Origin of the sequence: Chitinophaga sp. 30R24, from assembly GCF_049056765.1 — a bacterium.
GTDB lineage: Bacteria > Bacteroidota > Bacteroidia > Chitinophagales > Chitinophagaceae > Chitinophaga.
On record NZ_JBJGXX010000004.1, the window covers coordinates 16,961 to 32,186 of the forward strand.

The 15,226-nt window shown below is 45.0% G+C and carries 13 protein-coding genes; 7 read left to right on the forward strand and 6 right to left on the reverse strand.

Features of this window, described 5'->3' with window-relative positions:
• The first annotated feature begins 7 nt into the window (after positions 1 to 7).
• From ACDQ55_RS12090 to ACDQ55_RS12115, 6 genes are all read left to right on the forward strand, one after another.
• Positions 8 to 592, forward strand: coding sequence for a hypothetical protein (locus ACDQ55_RS12090; protein ID WP_420981654.1), 585 nt, complete (start codon positions 8 to 10; stop codon positions 590 to 592).
• 399 nt (positions 593 to 991) lie between these two features.
• The gene (locus ACDQ55_RS12095) at positions 992 to 1,690 is read left to right on the forward strand and encodes a TIGR00730 family Rossman fold protein (protein WP_420981655.1); all 699 of its coding nucleotides are present in this window, start codon (positions 992 to 994) and stop codon (positions 1,688 to 1,690) included.
• A 191-nt stretch (positions 1,691 to 1,881) separates the two neighbouring features.
• Positions 1,882 to 2,523, forward strand: coding sequence for an O-methyltransferase (locus ACDQ55_RS12100; protein ID WP_420981656.1), 642 nt, complete (start codon positions 1,882 to 1,884; stop codon positions 2,521 to 2,523).
• Between the two features lie 24 nt (positions 2,524 to 2,547).
• Positions 2,548 to 3,981: a glucosaminidase domain-containing protein gene (locus ACDQ55_RS12105; RefSeq protein WP_420981657.1), complete on the forward strand. Its 1,434-nt coding sequence runs from the start codon at positions 2,548 to 2,550 to the stop codon at positions 3,979 to 3,981.
• A gap of 54 nt (positions 3,982 to 4,035) precedes the next feature.
• Positions 4,036 to 4,572, forward strand: a complete 537-nt coding sequence (gene hpt, locus ACDQ55_RS12110; RefSeq protein WP_420981658.1) for a hypoxanthine phosphoribosyltransferase — start codon at positions 4,036 to 4,038, stop codon at positions 4,570 to 4,572.
• A 138-nt stretch (positions 4,573 to 4,710) separates the two neighbouring features.
• Positions 4,711 to 6,453, forward strand: coding sequence for a YfbK domain-containing protein (locus tag ACDQ55_RS12115; RefSeq protein ID WP_420981659.1), 1,743 nt, complete (start codon positions 4,711 to 4,713; stop codon positions 6,451 to 6,453).
• Positions 6,454 to 6,459: 6 nt separating this feature from the next.
• On the opposite strand, the gene ACDQ55_RS12120 is transcribed toward ACDQ55_RS12115, so the two are convergent.
• From ACDQ55_RS12120 to ACDQ55_RS12130, 3 genes are all read right to left on the reverse strand, one after another.
• Positions 6,460 to 7,401 (reverse strand): class I SAM-dependent methyltransferase, encoded by a 942-nt coding sequence (locus ACDQ55_RS12120; protein ID WP_420981660.1) that lies wholly within the window; start codon positions 7,399 to 7,401, stop codon positions 6,460 to 6,462.
• 100 nt (positions 7,402 to 7,501) lie between these two features.
• Positions 7,502 to 8,677 (reverse strand): molecular chaperone DnaJ, encoded by a 1,176-nt coding sequence (dnaJ, locus tag ACDQ55_RS12125; protein ID WP_420981661.1) that lies wholly within the window; start codon positions 8,675 to 8,677, stop codon positions 7,502 to 7,504.
• 109 nt (positions 8,678 to 8,786) lie between these two features.
• A complete protein-coding gene (locus tag ACDQ55_RS12130) occupies positions 8,787 to 9,362 on the reverse strand; it encodes a nucleotide exchange factor GrpE (RefSeq protein ID WP_420981662.1) in 576 nt (191 codons plus the stop codon).
• Between the two features lie 147 nt (positions 9,363 to 9,509).
• Here ACDQ55_RS12130 and ACDQ55_RS12135 point away from each other — a divergent pair, with 147 nt between their 5' ends.
• Entirely contained in the window at positions 9,510 to 10,682 is a 1,173-nt protein-coding gene (locus tag ACDQ55_RS12135; protein WP_420981663.1) for a class I SAM-dependent rRNA methyltransferase, read from the forward strand.
• Positions 10,683 to 10,755: 73 nt separating this feature from the next.
• On the opposite strand, the gene ACDQ55_RS12140 is transcribed toward ACDQ55_RS12135, so the two are convergent.
• From ACDQ55_RS12140 to ACDQ55_RS12150, 3 genes are all read right to left on the reverse strand, one after another.
• Positions 10,756 to 11,064 carry a T9SS type A sorting domain-containing protein gene (locus ACDQ55_RS12140; RefSeq protein WP_420981664.1) on the reverse strand — a complete coding sequence of 103 codons (309 nt, stop codon included), beginning with the start codon at positions 11,062 to 11,064 and terminating at the stop codon, positions 10,756 to 10,758.
• A gap of 230 nt (positions 11,065 to 11,294) precedes the next feature.
• The gene (locus ACDQ55_RS12145) at positions 11,295 to 12,329 is read right to left on the reverse strand and encodes a PorP/SprF family type IX secretion system membrane protein (RefSeq protein WP_420981665.1); all 1,035 of its coding nucleotides are present in this window, start codon (positions 12,327 to 12,329) and stop codon (positions 11,295 to 11,297) included.
• An 18-nt stretch (positions 12,330 to 12,347) separates the two neighbouring features.
• Positions 12,348 to 15,200 (reverse strand): PKD domain-containing protein, encoded by a 2,853-nt coding sequence (locus ACDQ55_RS12150; RefSeq protein ID WP_420981666.1) that lies wholly within the window; start codon positions 15,198 to 15,200, stop codon positions 12,348 to 12,350.
• Between the last annotated feature and the right edge of the window lie 26 nt (positions 15,201 to 15,226).

Sequence of the window (15,226 nt, forward strand, 5' to 3'; positions counted from 1 at the left end):
TCTGAACATGAAACGTATTCTGGTATGTTTTTTCTTTTTGGTAACCGTGCAACTGGCGCATGCTCAATTTTATAAAACGGATACGATGTCTCATAAAGGTTGGGACCCTTCCCGCCTGGTAGTGGGAGGTTCCCTGGGAATGGTATTCGGCGATTATACTAATGTAGATGTTTCCCCACTGGTAGGTTACCGTTTTTCGCAATATATTGCTGCCGGTATAAATATTAACGCACAATACGGACAGTTCAGATCACGGGATTATTTTGGTAATACCCTGCAAAGGGATAAGTACACCATTTTTGGTGGCGGCGTATGGGGACGTGTATATCCGTTGCCGATGTTGTTTGTACATGTGCAACCGGAATATAATTTTATCAGCCAGTCCAGTACTTTGTACGACAATAGTGGCAACAAGCAAATCTATAAAACCGATTATGCTGTTCCCAGTTTATTGTTGGGCGCTGGTTATTCACAAAGTGTAGGTGGCCGCGTAGGTCTTGGTTTTTCTATTTTGTACGATGTATTACAGGATGACCGTTCCCCTTATCGTAACAGCCTGATTTACCGGGTGGGCGCCGGATTGGGGTTCTAAGCCTGCGAAGCGTATAAGCTATTATCCGAAACTAACTAACGGGAAAACAGAAATCGTTTTTTCCGGCAGTAAATGTGACGGTAGTAAACGGTTTGGGTAGTGTAGGAATGACGCACTCTTTCGGCTTGGCCGAAGCGGTGGTGAATGGTTGGAATAGTTTTCAATAAATATTGCTTGTTTTAAATGCCAGCATTAGCAACGTTTTCTGGGGCGAAGTGTTAACAGACATCGCTGCATGTTTATAACGTGTTAAGTGTAAAGCGGGTTGCTATACAGTTACCCGCTTTTTTATTGGGTGGTGCAGTCCTGTTAAACCAATTATTATATAAATTACACCTTACATCGTTCCGAGTGCTTGCATGAGGAAAGTGTTTCATGGCATTATAAAACAGCAATCGCATGAACAGCAGTATTAAGAATTTTAAAGATAGAGACTGGACGGAAACAAGGGCGCATTCCAGCTGGCAGATATTCAAAATTATGGCTGAGTTTGTTGAGGGTTTTGAGAAACTGGCAAAAATAGGTCCCTGTATTTCTATATTCGGTTCTGCCAGAACAAAGCCTGGCAACCGCTATTACGATATTGCCCTGGAAATAGCCACCAAGTTGGCAGAGGAAGGCTTTGGCATCATCACGGGCGGAGGCCCCGGAGTAATGGAAGCCGCCAACAAAGGAGCGCAATCGGCACGCGGGAAGTCGGTTGGCGCCAATATCTCGTTGCCACATGAACAGCACCCTAACGAATATATTGATCCTGAAAATAGCCTGAATTTCGACTACTTTTTTGTGAGAAAAGTAATGTTCACTAAATATTCGCAGGGCTTTGTTATGATGCCCGGCGGTTTTGGTACCATGGATGAATTTTTCGAAGTGGCCACGCTGATCCAAACCCGGAAGATGGAGGAAACCCCCATGGTGCTGGTAGGGCGTGAATATTGGAGTGGCCTGCTGGAATGGATACGCACCGTTATGATGGAGAAGGAAAGCAATATTAACCCCGCAGACCTCGACCTGTTGCAGCTCTTTGATACTGCAGAGGAAGTGGTAGAGTATTTCCGCGTATTTTATACTACCAATAAATTAAGACCCAATTTCTAATAGTTTCCTGGCTTTTAGCTATTGGTTGCCAGTAGCTGAAAGCCAGTACCTTGTTCCTTCCTACGCAGAATAAAAGCGGTAGAATAACGTTTAAGAATATATTTCTTTGTCATGAATAGCTTTTTTGCTCATCGCTAAAAGCTACGCTGGAATCTCTTTTTCCTTAGCTTTGCAGAAATTATAATATATATATGGAGCTCATACCGGCAGCAGTGGAAGCCTTTTCAGAAAAATATACCACCCAGGAAAGTGCATTGATGCATCAACTGAACCGGGAAACGCATCTGAAAGTGGAGCTGCCGCATATGTTGAGCGGTCAGGTACAAGGGCAGTTCCTAAGTATGGTAAGCCATATGATACGGCCAACACGCATCCTGGAATTAGGCACTTATACCGGATATTCCGCAATCTGTTTGGCTGCGGGCCTTACTGCCGGCGGCCTACTCCATACTGTAGATATCAACGAAGAACTGGAAACCCTTTGTCAGCAGTACTTTGAGGCAAGCGGGAATGCCCACCGGATAAAAATGCACATTGGTAAGGCTGCCGATATTATCATACAATTGGACGAAGTATTTGATCTTGTGTTCATTGACGCAGATAAAGCGGGTTATGAACATTATTACGACCTGGTTTGGGATAAACTCCGTCCGGGCGGATTTATCCTTGCAGATAATGTATTGTACCACGGTCAGGTGCTGGCGCCTGAAGCGGAACAAGGCCGCCAGGCTAAGGCGATGATCAGATTTTGTGAGAAAGTATTGGCAGATGACCGCGCAGAACAAGTATTATTAACTATCCGGGATGGTTTACTGATGATCAGAAAGAAATAAAGCGCCCATTAAATCCTATCATACATGCAAGTAAGAAAATCCTTTTTGTCAGTCAGTTTTCTTATTGGCTTTGTTACAGTACTGCATGCGCAGAAAATGACTACGCAGCAGTATATTATTACCTATAAAAACATAGCCATAGAGGAAATGCGCCGTTCCGGCGTGCCTGCTGCCATTACCCTGGCACAGGGAGTAGTAGAAAGCCAGTCCGGCAACGGTACGCTGTGTTTACAGTCTAACAACCACTTCGGTATCAAATGTAAGAATAACTGGACCGGCAAAACGGTCAGGTACGATGACGATGCCGCACAGGAATGCTTCCGGGTATATGAAACGTCCCGCGATTCTTACCGCGACCATTCCGATTTTTTGCGTAGCAACCCACGGTATGCTTTTCTTTTCCAATTTGATGGAGATGACTATAAATCATGGGCATTTGGGTTAAAACAGGCGGGATATGCTACTAATCCTACTTACCCCCAACAGTTGATCAAGATCATTGAGGACAATAACCTGCAGCAATACACGCTGATTGCTATGGGTAAGGCCCCGGATGCGTCTGGTGCTGCTACAGACAAGACTTTGTACGCAGAAGTGGATGCCAAAGGGGAAAGCAATGGTTCCGGAAAGAATAGCCACCATACTACCAAACCGTCTGCCGGCGGTGTGCCGAAAGGCATTATTGAAATCAACGGTCGTAAGGCCGTGTATGTAAAAGCCGGTACCTCCCTGATACAGGTAGCGGATCAGTATAATAAGCGTTTACGCAAACTGGTGCGCTTCAATGACCTGGAAAATGATAATCCGCCGGCAAAAGATATGATCATCTTCCTCCAGAAGAAAAGCAAGCGGGGCAGTAAAGAATTCCATCCCGTAGCCAATGGAGAAACCATGCACGATGTAGCACAGGCAGAAGGTATACAGCTCCGGTGGCTGCGTCGCCGCAATAAAATGAATGAAGGGGAAGAACCAGCCGCTGGCCAGCGTTTAACGCTCGATGGGTTTGCCGGCAATGCCCCTAAATTGGCTCAAAATAAAGAGCAGGAGTTCCTGGACTTTCCTTCGCGTAATGTTGCAATGGACGATAAAAAAGAAGGGGTAAAGAAACCTGCGGTTCCCGATACCAAACCAGCTACCTCTTCACAGAGCGGTATTCCGGCAGAAATGATAGAAGATCTTAAAAAAGCAGGTACGGTTACCACTTCCGGCGGCGCCTCTGGTCCTAAAGCAGCCATGCCGCAGCCTGCTGCTACCCAGCCAGCCCCATCTCCTGCTGCTCCTAAGCCTGTGCCTGTGCCGCAGAAGCTAGGTACGCTCCGGTATCATGATGTACAGCCCAAAGAAACTTTGTATGGCATTGCGAAAATGTACAATAAATCTATTACGCAATTGCAGGAATGGAATAACCTGGAGGGTTTTGATATCAAGATCGGACAACGTTTGCTGGTAGATAAATAACCAGTGATCTTTCTTACGTTGATAATTGTTAAACAAGGAAATATTAGAAGTATTATGTCAGTAATCAAGGTGCACGATAAACAGTTCCAACCATATATTCCCGCTGCGGAGTTGCAACAGCGCATCAAGGAAATGGCGGAGCAAATCAATAAAGATCTGAAGGGAGAGCGCCCTTTGTTTATTGCTATTTTGAACGGATCTTTTATGTTTGCGGCAGATATGTTCAAATATGTGAACATTGAAGCAGAGATTTCCTTTATCAAACTGGCCTCCTATAAAGGCACTAAATCAACCGGTAACGTAGTTACTGCTATTGGCCTGGATGAGGACTTGTTTGGCCGTACAGTGGTAATCCTGGAAGATATTGTGGATACCGGCAAAACACTGAGCCAGTTCCTGCCACAGCTGGAGCATCAGCAGCCTAAAAAATTGTTGGTAGCCTCTCTGCTCACCAAGCCGGATGCAATGGTGCATCCCATAAAAATTGATTATTTGGGCTTTTCCGTCCCCAATAAGTTCCTGCTGGGTTATGGGCTCGACTATGATGGACTGGGTAGAAACCTGCCGGAGATCTATCAGCTGGTAGAGTAGGCATTTCAGTACAAATAAATATGTATAAAGGCACAAGATCCATCACTAAGATGGATCTTGTGCCTTTATGGCTTAATAAATTCGCCCCTTTCTACAAGAAAAAGCACGCACGCCGGAAAAAATTCCTTAACTTAATACATGCCTAGGTTCCTTGTACTCATACTGTTATGGGGAGGAGGACTGCAAGCGCAAACCAGCTGGGTATCGGGAGCGGTAGAAGACAGTATTTCCCACCGTCCCCTCTCCGGCGTGGTAGTGAAGGTGATGGATGACACAGCTACTGTGGTCACAAACGCTTTCGGTCTTTTTAAAATTATCATCCCTTCGGCATCAGCCGTTTTAACGTTTACACATAACGCTTATCTCCCCCGGCAGATAGCGGTACATACCACCAACCAGTTGTTGATAACGCTATCGTCTATACGAAAAGATATAGATCCGGTGGCATTAGCCAAGGCCCGCGCCAAAATGTTGCACAGTAGTAATCCCAATTACAGTAATACCGGTATGGGCACTCATGCCTTTTACAATGAAACATACGGCGCTACCTATGAAAACAACTTTGTGCATGCAGACGCGCATCCGTTGTCTACTTTTGCTATGGATGTAGACCGTGCTGCCTATAGTAACATCCGTCGCTTTTTACGGCAAAAGGAGGTAGTGCCAGTGGAAGCCGTGCGGATAGAAGAAATGATCAATTATTTCCACTACGATTATCCACCACCGGCTGGAGAGAAGATCATGGCATTGTACAGCCAGTATACCACCTGTCCATGGAAGGCTGGGCATCAACTGTTGGAAATTGCCATCAGGGCCCGCTCTCTGGCAACAGACAGTTTGCCGCCAAGTAACCTGGTATTTCTGATAGATGTTTCTGGTTCTATGGGGGCGCCTAACAAATTGCCTTTATTGCAAGCCGCTTTCCATATCCTGGTAGATAATCTTCGCCCGGTAGATAAAGTAGCCATAGTGGCTTATGCAGGAGAGCCTGGCATCATATTGCCGGCCACTTCCGGCGATCAGAAAGCGAAGATCCTTAATGCCATCGACCACCTTAATGCAGGTGGTACCACTGCCGGAGAAGCCGCCATTAAAATGGCTTACCAGATTGCAGCTGCACAATTTATCCCCCGGGGAAATAACCGCGTGATACTGGCTACAGACGGTGACTTTAATGTAGGCCTTAGCAGTGATGAAGAAATGGAGCAACTAATCCTGCAACAGAAAAAAAGTGGTATACTGCTTACCTGTTTGGGAGTAGGAATGAAGAATTATAAAGATTCTAAGCTACAATCCTTGTCTAGTAAGGGTAATGGCAATTTTGCCTATATAGATAACCTGGAAGAAGCCAATAAAATATTTGCCCGGGAATTTGGTAGTACCTTGTTTACCCTGGCCCGCGACGTACAATCAGAAGTATGGTTTAACCCGGCGCTGGTAAAATCGTATAGGCTAATAGGTTATGAGAACAAGGTGCTGCCGGTAGACACCACCATTAAAAATGAATATGGCGGAGGGATTATTGGCAGTGGGCATTGTGCGGTGGCCATCTATGAAATAACTCCCGTAGCGGAATCGGTATCAGATACATTATTGGCTACTGTGAGGGTCACTTATCGCGCTCCCCAGGATACGGTGGTGCAATATATTACGGGTACAGTGCCAGGCACTGTTATTCCTTTTAACGATGCCTCAAATGATTACCGCTTTGCTGCTGCAGTAGCCCTGTTTGGCATGGTGCTGCGTAAATCGGCATATTGTGGCGATGGCAATACAGATATGGTATTGCATATTGCTGGTAAAGCGATAGGCCCGGAAAAAGACAGCTACCGCCAGGAGTTGTTGAAGTTGGTGAAAATGGTGAAGAAAAATAAACGTTAGTGTTTATTATTTAATCAGCCGGTAACATTTCCGGATCATCTTCTGTTGAAAATCAAAAGGCAAAGTTTGGTTGGTGATATCCTTGATGCTCGATGCCTCAATTTGATCGGCATCCAGGGCAAACCTCCGGTAATTGTTACTAAAGTATACTACACCATCTTTTTTGGTGGTCAGCAGTACTTTATTCAGCAATGCCACATGGTCGCGTTGTATATCCAGGAAATCCTTCATCCGCTTGCTGTTGGAGAAAGTGGGAGGGTCTATGATCACCAGGTCGTAGGTGTTCAGTTTCAGGGTATCCAGGTATTGGAGTACATCTGCATGTACAAAAGTATAGTTGGGATTATGGAAGCCATTGAGTTGCATATTCTCTTCCGCCCAGGATAAATAAGTTTTGGAAAGGTCTACAGACGTAATAGCCGCGGCGCCGCCTGCGGCAGCATATACTGAGAAGGAGCCGGTATAGCAGAAAAGATTTAATACTTTTTTGTTTTTCGCTTCTTCCCTTACCATGCTGCGGGTAATGCGGTGGTCGAGGAACAGGCCTGTATCCAGATAGTCGGAGAGGTTTACTTTAAATTGTAGGCCGGCTTCGTGGGCGGTCATCACATGACTTTCTCCACTCAGTTTTTCATATTGGCTTTTCCTGTTTTCTTTACGTTGCCGTTGTTTTACCCATACTTTTTCGGGGGGTACTTCCAGTACTTTGCTGATTAGCTCCAGGCAGGTATCCAGCCAGGTTTCGTGGGTTTCCTCGTCCATGCCATGTTTGCGGTTATATTCCGCAATGTATACATGGTCTTCATACATTTCTATACTGAAGGGAAATTCAGGAATATCGTCATCATATATCCGGTAGCAGGTGATGTGTTGCCGCCGGGCGAGTTTGGAAATATGCCGGAATACTTTGGTGAGCCGGTTTTCGAACATCTGCAGTTTATCCTCCATGGTACAATCTTTTACAGGGTAGCAATTAAAAAGCTATTGTAGCAGGGTTGCGATAATCCGCTACAATAGCTTTTGTATGATACTTTCAAGTGTTATCTGATCAACTAAAAATATCCCTTACTTTTTCAAAAAATCCTTTTTCTGATTTTTCGGGATTGGGTTTAAAGTTATCGGAAGCCTGTAATTTATCGAGCATGGCTTTTTCTTCTGAGGTCACTGTTTGCGGTGTCCATACATTTACATGTATCAGCTGATCTCCTTTTTCATAGGAGTTCACAGAAGGGAATCCTTTGCCTTTGAGTCGGAATATTTTACCGCTTTGCGTACCGGCAGGGATTTTAATTTTGGCTTTACCGTCGATGGTAGGTACTTCCAGGGAGGTGCCATATACAGCGTCTGGGAAGGAAATATGCAGGTCATAAGCTACATTGAGTCCATCGCGTTGCAGTTCTGGATGTGGTTCTTCTTCGATCAGGATGAGCAGATCGCCGGGAGCGCCGCCTCTTTCGCCGGCATTTCCTTTACCGCTCATGCTCAGTTGCATGCCTTCCTGTACACCTGCCGGGATGTCGATACTTACCATTTCTTCGCCATACATACGGCCTTCACCTTTACAGTGGCCGCATTTGCTGGTGATGATCTGGCCTTCACCATGACAGGTAGGGCAAGTAGTAACGGTTTGCATTTGTCCGAGAAAAGTTTGGGTAACTTTTCTTACCTGGCCGGAACCGCCGCAAGTATTACAGGATTGGAACGCATTTTTATCTTTTGCACCCAATCCGCCGCAATGCTGGCAGGGAACGTATTTCTTTACTTTGATCTTTTTGTTGGCGCCCTTTGCTATTTCTTCATAGGTGAGACGGATCTTTACCCGCAGGTTAGAGCCCCGGGTACCGCGTCCACGACGGTTTCCACCGCCGCTGCGCGCACCGCCGCCGCCAAAGAAGCTGCCGAAAATATCATCGTTACCGAAAATGTCACCGAAGTTGGAGAAGATGTCGTCCATGTTCATACCACCGCCACCATATCCACCACCACCACGATTGCCATTCATGCCAGCATGGCCAAAGCGGTCGTATTGCGCTCTCTTATCAGGATCGCTCAGTACTTCATAAGCTTCAGCTGCTTCTTTGAATTTTTCTTCCGCCTCTTTATTATTTGGGTTGCGGTCAGGGTGATATTGCATCGCCACCTTGCGGTAAGCTTTCTTTATTTCATCCTGGGAGGAAGTTTTGGCAACAACCAGTATTTCGTAATAATCTCTCTTGGTAGACATTATAAAAATCACTTATCACCAGTGCAAGGCACTGGATTTTGTTTCGGTAAATAATATTTATTCAGCAATCAGCATAGGCAATTATTAGAGATTATGCCACATCGTCATCTTACTTGCCTACTATTACCTTTGCATGACGTATCAATTTGTCATTCAAGTAGTAGCCAGGTTGCAGCACATCTACTACTTTTCCTACCAGTTCCGGCGAAGGAGCGGGTATCTCAGTAATAGCATCATGCAGGTCCGGATCAAATGAGGTGTGTATACTCTCCATTGGCTTCAGCCCTTTGGCTTGCAGGGTACTTCTCAATTTATTGAACACCAGCATTACGCCATCTTTAACAGCATCAATATCTGTGGTGCTCTCCAATTGTTTAATTGCCCTTTCTGTATCGTCCAGTACGTCCAGCAAAGATATGATAACTTCTTTATTAGCCGTTTGCATAAGTTCAATGCGTTCTTTGGCGGTACGTTTACGGTAGTTGTCAAATTCGGCCTGTAACCGGAGGTACTTATCACGTATTTCGCTAATTTCCCTGTCTTTCTTCTCCAATTCTGATGTTTCGCTTGCCTCACTCTCTGTATTCACACTATCGCTTATATTTTCGGCTGGCATGCTTTGTTCGTTTTCGTTACCAGGATTAGCCTGTCCGTTTGTCTGCATGTCTTTTTCGTTTTCTGTCATAATAAGTAATAATTGTCTGCTCGGGTAAGCAGTCAATTTCTTTGCCAATAGCGGTTTTGCGTCAAAAAGGCAGGAAAATCCTCCGTTGAAAGGGAAAGGCTGAAAGCTAGCCGCTAAATCTTACCTTTGCCCCTCGAAATATAATAAATGACAAAAGTTTTTTTAAAGAAGCAGATACAGAACCGGGTTTTACAAGGTCATCCATGGATTTTTGGAAATGAAGTGGGAGAAATAAAAGGCGACGTAAATCCCGGCGATATTGTAGATGTTTATACACATAAAGGGTTCTTTCTGGGACGCGGATACATCAATCCGCAGTCGCAGATCCTGGTACGCCTGCTTACCCGTGATAAAAATGAGGAAATCAATGCAGAATTCTTTTATCAACGGCTGCTCAAATGCTGGGAATACCGGCAAAAGATCGGCTATGTAGAAAATTGCCGCCTGGTTTTCGGAGAAGCAGACGATTTGCCTGCCCTGGTTATTGATAAGTTCAATGATTACTTTGTATTGCAAACGTTGGCCCTGGGTATGGAAAAGTGGAAAGGCGCTATTGTGGATGCCTTAAACCGTATCTTTTCTCCTAAAGGCATTTACGAAAGGAACGATGTACCGGTACGTGAACTGGAAGGAATGGCCCAGCAAAAGGGATTCCTGAGCGCCCCTTTCGATACTAATATCATTATTAATGAAAATGGCCTTCGTTTCCACGTAGATATTGTGAATGGCCAGAAAACGGGCTATTTCCTGGATCAACAGGATAACCGCCGGGAAATCAGGCACATAGTGAAAGGCGCCGACGTACTGGAAGCTTTCTGCTATACGGGTACTTTCTCTTGCCATGCTGGTTTTTACGGCGCCAAAAGTGTATTAGGACTGGATATTTCCGAAACCGCTGTAAACACTGCCCGTAGAAATGCGGAGCTAAACAACCTGCAGGACGTTTGTAGCTTCCAGGCAGTAAATGCTTTCGACCAGCTGAAACAATGGACCCGGGAAGAAAAGAAATTTGACGTGGTAATACTGGACCCTCCTGCTTTTACCAAAAGCCGGGAAAATATCCAGAAAGCTGTTACCGGTTATAAAGAGATCAACCTGCGGGGCATGAAGTTATTAAAGCCAGGTGGTTTCCTGGTAACTGCTTCCTGCACTAACCTGGTGGCGCCCGACCTCTTCCTGCAAACGGTGGATGCGGCGGCAAAGGATGCTAAAAAGCGGTTACGGCAGGTAACCTTCCAAACCCAAGCCCAAGACCATCCTATCCTCAGAAATATAGAAAATACTACCTACCTGAAATTTTTGATCGTAGAAGTAGTTTAAGGTATAAAAAAGGAAAAAGTCACGATGTAAATCGTGACTTTTTCCTTTTTTATTTGATGCCAGATATGATCTGTTACTTGACTACGTTAAATTTCCCCGATTCTATTAAGTTTCCCCGCTGATCCCGTAATTGAAAAATATATAAACCGTTGTAATAATTATCCAGGTTTACACTGGTACGGTTACCCACTCCTTTTAATTGATCAATTTTCTTTCCCAGGAAATTATATACAATAAGATCGTATAAGTGGTCGTTATTATGCTGATCTATCACAAAATTGATAATGGTAGTAGCAGGATTGGGATATAATTTCACAATTTTGCTACCCCCGTCAGGATTGGGTTGGGTTTTCTCGCTCTGTGCCTTGCCAATTAAGGACAAAAGGCTAAAAGCTGTTATAAGAATAAGGGTAGAGGTTTTCCACATAGTATTATAAAAATAAAATTTTTTTCAAATATTTCCTAATTATTGTTTGATAAATTCAGTGCATCTAAGCCACAATGCCTATATAAAAATAACAAACCATAGGCCATTTTGTTAGCAGTCTCCTTTTTTTTATGTAAATTTTAACGCTTGAAAAGCTTACGTATAAAGCCTTGATTTATAGATTTTTAGAACCTAGGGCAATTAACGCTTTCCAATGTAGAGTTCCTACTGTTCAGGAACCCTTTGAATACCAATGAGATTTCGAAGCCGCCAAAGCTCTTACTGGCAGTTCTCAACTGGGAAATATTGGTATCATAGCTCATGCCTATTTCGTACTTGTCCATATCAATTTTGATGGTCGGAATCACCGCATCGTTCCATCTGAGAAAAAGACCGCCATAAATAGCCCGGGTAGATTCCAGCCCCTGGTCCATCAGCCCGTATCCGATCATGGCGCCGCCAATGTATTCGGAATAAGTGCCCTGGTGTAATTGGTTGTACTGGGCAATTACTTTTACCCGTTCTTCTACCGGTATGGTGATCCCTGCGTTAATAGTTAATTTAGGGTCCATTTCGATGTTCTGGTTGTTATAGAACGAAATTTTTGCCCGGTTGAAATGATAATAGCCTACGCCAAAATAATAGTTCACATCTTCTCCGATTACGCTATTGTAGCTGAGGCCTACACCAGCATCCAGGTAACTGTACCCTTTATACGCCAGTTTGCCTTCTTCACCGGTGGGTGCTGTAGGGTCGAAGCGGCCGCTGGTATACTGGTTATTGAATGTCATGTTGGCAAGATCAAACTGTCTTTGTGTTAATCCGCCTGTAAATCCCAGCGATAAAAAGCTGGTTTTATATTCACTGAGTGATTTATGGTAGTTGATAGCGGGGAATATCTGCGTGGATTGCAGTTTAGAAGTACCTGCCCGGTCGTAAGTAAGTTGCAGGCCGGTGGTAACGTAGTCATTGCTGCGTCCTACCGGAAACTTGATCTCTCCGCTTAAGGTACCGGTTTGATAGGGAATGGTAACGCTGTTCCACTGGTTACGGTAAACAGCCTGTACGCGTACATCCCCATTAAAGATGCCGATCAGAGCGGGGTTGCGCAGAATGGGCGTTTCATAGAACTGAGAGAGGTGTATATCCTGTGCGTACAGCTGTACTGCAGCCGTCATGCAGAGAACCGTTGTCAGTAATATGCGGTATATGGTTTTCATGTTAGCCAGGTTAAATATTTATCTGAGTAATGTTACGTTGCCTTTCAGCTGGAAAAATTCGTTGGTATCGCAATATGCTTCGATAAAGTAGATGTATACGTCTGCCGGCTGTGGTTTGCCGTTGAAATTGCCGTTCCAGCCAGTGTTAATATCATCTATGTTGATGCGTTCCCGGTGGTGTACTTCCTGTCCCCAACGGTTAAATACGCGGAACGACTTGATCATACTTACGCCTTTACCCCGTGGATAAAAAATATCATTTTGTCCGTCGCCATTGGGCGTAAAGGTGTTAGGTACAAAAACCACGTTGGTGTTACAGATCAGATCAACGTTTACAATATCTGTTTTTGAGCAGCCGTATTCGTTAGTACCGGTAATGCTATAGGTAATAGGTTTACGTACTGTTGCGGTTACATAGGGAGAAGCAGGATTGTCCAGGTAATCGGATGGTTTCCATTGCCATCTGATGATGTCTGCACTACCACTTGCCATTAGCCTTACCACATCGCCTACGGTAACGGTTTGATCTTTACCTGCATATACTTGTGGCGCTTGTTTTACAGACACTTTTACGGATAATGGTGCACTCATAGGGCACATGGCATCGTTGGTGCCGGTTACCTGGTAGGTAATGTCTTCGATAGGCGTAGTTAGCGGATCTGCAATCGTGTTGTTTGTTAAACCGGTTACTGGTGTCCAGTTGTAAAGGGTGGCGCCAGAGGCCCTTAACTGGATAGAGCTGCCGTAACAGGCAATAGTGTCTTTACTGACAGTAAGATTTACTTTAGGGACTACGGTAACGTCGGTAGAATCTAATACCGTACAACCATAAACGTTAGTTGCCTGTACCAGATAGCGTGTATTGATTTGCGGAGTAGCCACGGGATCATTACAGAATATACAGCTAAGGCCGGGAGCGGATAGCCATTGCACTGTGCCGTCTGATAGGGCATTGAGTGTTACACTATTGCCCTCACATATTTTCGGTTGTTGTGCCGAAGCTTTCACATAAGGGGTAGGATGTATGTTGATGGTATGTACTACAGAGTCCATGCAATTGCGTGCATCTTTTATTACCAGTTTTACGGATTGGTTGCCGGAAGTGGTATACTCGATACCTGGCGGAGTTTGGGCAGTGGAAACTTGGCCATTGCCAAAGTTCCAGTTCCAGTTGGTGATCGGGATATTCGGTGATGTAATGGTATTATTGATCAGGCTTACCGACTGGCCGGCGCAAGTGAGCGGCCCTACGCTGAAATCGGCTTTGGGAGCCAGGATGTTGATATTAGCGCTTTTAAATACAATATCATCACAGTAGGCCGGATCATTATAATGAATGGTCAACTGGTCATCGAAACTGCCGGCGGTAGCCCAGGTTTTTACAAAGCTCTGGTTGGTGGTGGTGTATTGAGTGCCATCGCCCAGTAGCCAGGTATAACTGCTTACCAGGTTTAGTGGCACATTCAGTACCTGATAGGTAGCTGTAGTACCGCGGCAGATGGAGCTAACGCCGGTAGTGAAATCTGCCTTGAAATAATATATTGTCTGGAAGCTGCTATGGTGGCAATTGTTGCCGTTTTCTCCAATAGTAAGGCGTACGGTATAGTTACCTGGCGTGGTGTAATTATGTACAGCATCCTGTGTGTATACTAGTGGTGAGTTATCTCCGAAATCCCATTCAAAAGTAGTGTTGGAGGTAATACCAATGGAATTGTTGGTGAAGGTGAATTTACTTTTATCCGTGCAATCCCTTAATACGCTGAAGCGGGAAACAGGCCCGGTTACCAATATTGTGGCCGGAGGCGCTTGGGTGAAACAGCCATTGCTACCGGCTTTCATCTGTATGGTGAGGGTGCCGTTGGCGTTAAATCCATGTCTGATATCGTTGCTACTGCCTGTTTGCGTAGTTCCGTCTCCAAAGTCCCAGCTATAGGTATCTGCGTGGTTGGCGTTGGCCAGTAATCTAACGGGATCGCCTACACAGGTATTGTCGGGTGTTACGGTAAAACTTACACTGGAGGGTGGATTACCGGTATGAATATATTTATCGAACGATTGGGTGATCACACATTGGCTGCGTGTGGTAATAGTAACACCTACATTGTAAGTACCTGTTTGCGGATAGGTATGGTTTACATTGCCATTGCTGGTGGTTTGGGTATTGCCATCGCCGAAATCCCAGGCCCAGGATACTACTGGATCATTAACATCGTTGGTAGCGGTGGCAGACAAAGCTGCATTAAAGGGTACGCAACCGGATAAGGCTTCCGGTAGTGTGATTTCCGGTAAGGAAAGATCTATATAAGCCGCTTTTTTTAAGGTAGCCGTACAGCCATTTACGTTGGTAACGGTAAGGGTAACATCGTATTTGCCTGCTTTGGTGTAGCTGTGTGATATATAGGCGTTGCTGGTAGTTACCACTGTACCATCGCCGAAATCCCAGGTACGGGTGGCCGCCCCGGGCGTGGCGTCTGTAAAGTTGGCTGTGAACACTTTACAGCTTTTGGTGACATCTGCGGAAAAGGCAATCTGCGGTGTGGCGCCTATTACCAAATCACGCCAGTAAGTGCTGGTGGTTACGCCGCCGCTTACCCGGTATTGCGCAGTTAAAGTGATTTTAACAGGGCCACCGCCTGTATAGGTTACCTGTGGGTCGGATTCATGGGAGGTTCTGCCATCGCCCAAATCCCAGCTGTACGAAATAGGATTGCCTGTGCTGGTGTTTTTTAAAATAATGGTAACAGGTGTACACAAACTACCCGGATTGGCTGTATAGGTGAAGTCTGCTTTTTGCGCCAATAAACTATTCGCTTGCAGCAGGAATATTAGGAGCAGCCATGGTTTTAAGCATTTTGCTTCTAGGTATTTCATAGGTACACAGGTTTTCCATTATCTAA

Coding starts and splice junctions, on each gene's coding strand:
- ACDQ55_RS12090 (WP_420981654.1), top strand. CDS start 8: ATGAAACGTATTCTGGTATGTTTTTTCTTTTTGGTAACCGTGCAACTG.
- ACDQ55_RS12095 (WP_420981655.1), top strand. CDS start 992: ATGAACAGCAGTATTAAGAATTTTAAAGATAGAGACTGGACGGAAACA.
- ACDQ55_RS12100 (WP_420981656.1), top strand. CDS start 1,882: ATGGAGCTCATACCGGCAGCAGTGGAAGCCTTTTCAGAAAAATATACC.
- ACDQ55_RS12105 (WP_420981657.1), top strand. CDS start 2,548: ATGCAAGTAAGAAAATCCTTTTTGTCAGTCAGTTTTCTTATTGGCTTT.
- hpt (WP_420981658.1), top strand. CDS start 4,036: ATGTCAGTAATCAAGGTGCACGATAAACAGTTCCAACCATATATTCCC.
- ACDQ55_RS12115 (WP_420981659.1), top strand. CDS start 4,711: ATGCCTAGGTTCCTTGTACTCATACTGTTATGGGGAGGAGGACTGCAA.
- ACDQ55_RS12120 (WP_420981660.1), bottom strand. CDS start 7,401: ATGGAGGATAAACTGCAGATGTTCGAAAACCGGCTCACCAAAGTATTC.
- dnaJ (WP_420981661.1), bottom strand. CDS start 8,677: ATGTCTACCAAGAGAGATTATTACGAAATACTGGTTGTTGCCAAAACT.
- ACDQ55_RS12130 (WP_420981662.1), bottom strand. CDS start 9,362: ATGACAGAAAACGAAAAAGACATGCAGACAAACGGACAGGCTAATCCT.
- ACDQ55_RS12135 (WP_420981663.1), top strand. CDS start 9,510: ATGACAAAAGTTTTTTTAAAGAAGCAGATACAGAACCGGGTTTTACAA.
- ACDQ55_RS12145 (WP_420981665.1), bottom strand. CDS start 12,329: ATGAAAACCATATACCGCATATTACTGACAACGGTTCTCTGCATGACG.
- ACDQ55_RS12150 (WP_420981666.1), bottom strand. CDS start 15,200: ATGAAATACCTAGAAGCAAAATGCTTAAAACCATGGCTGCTCCTAATA.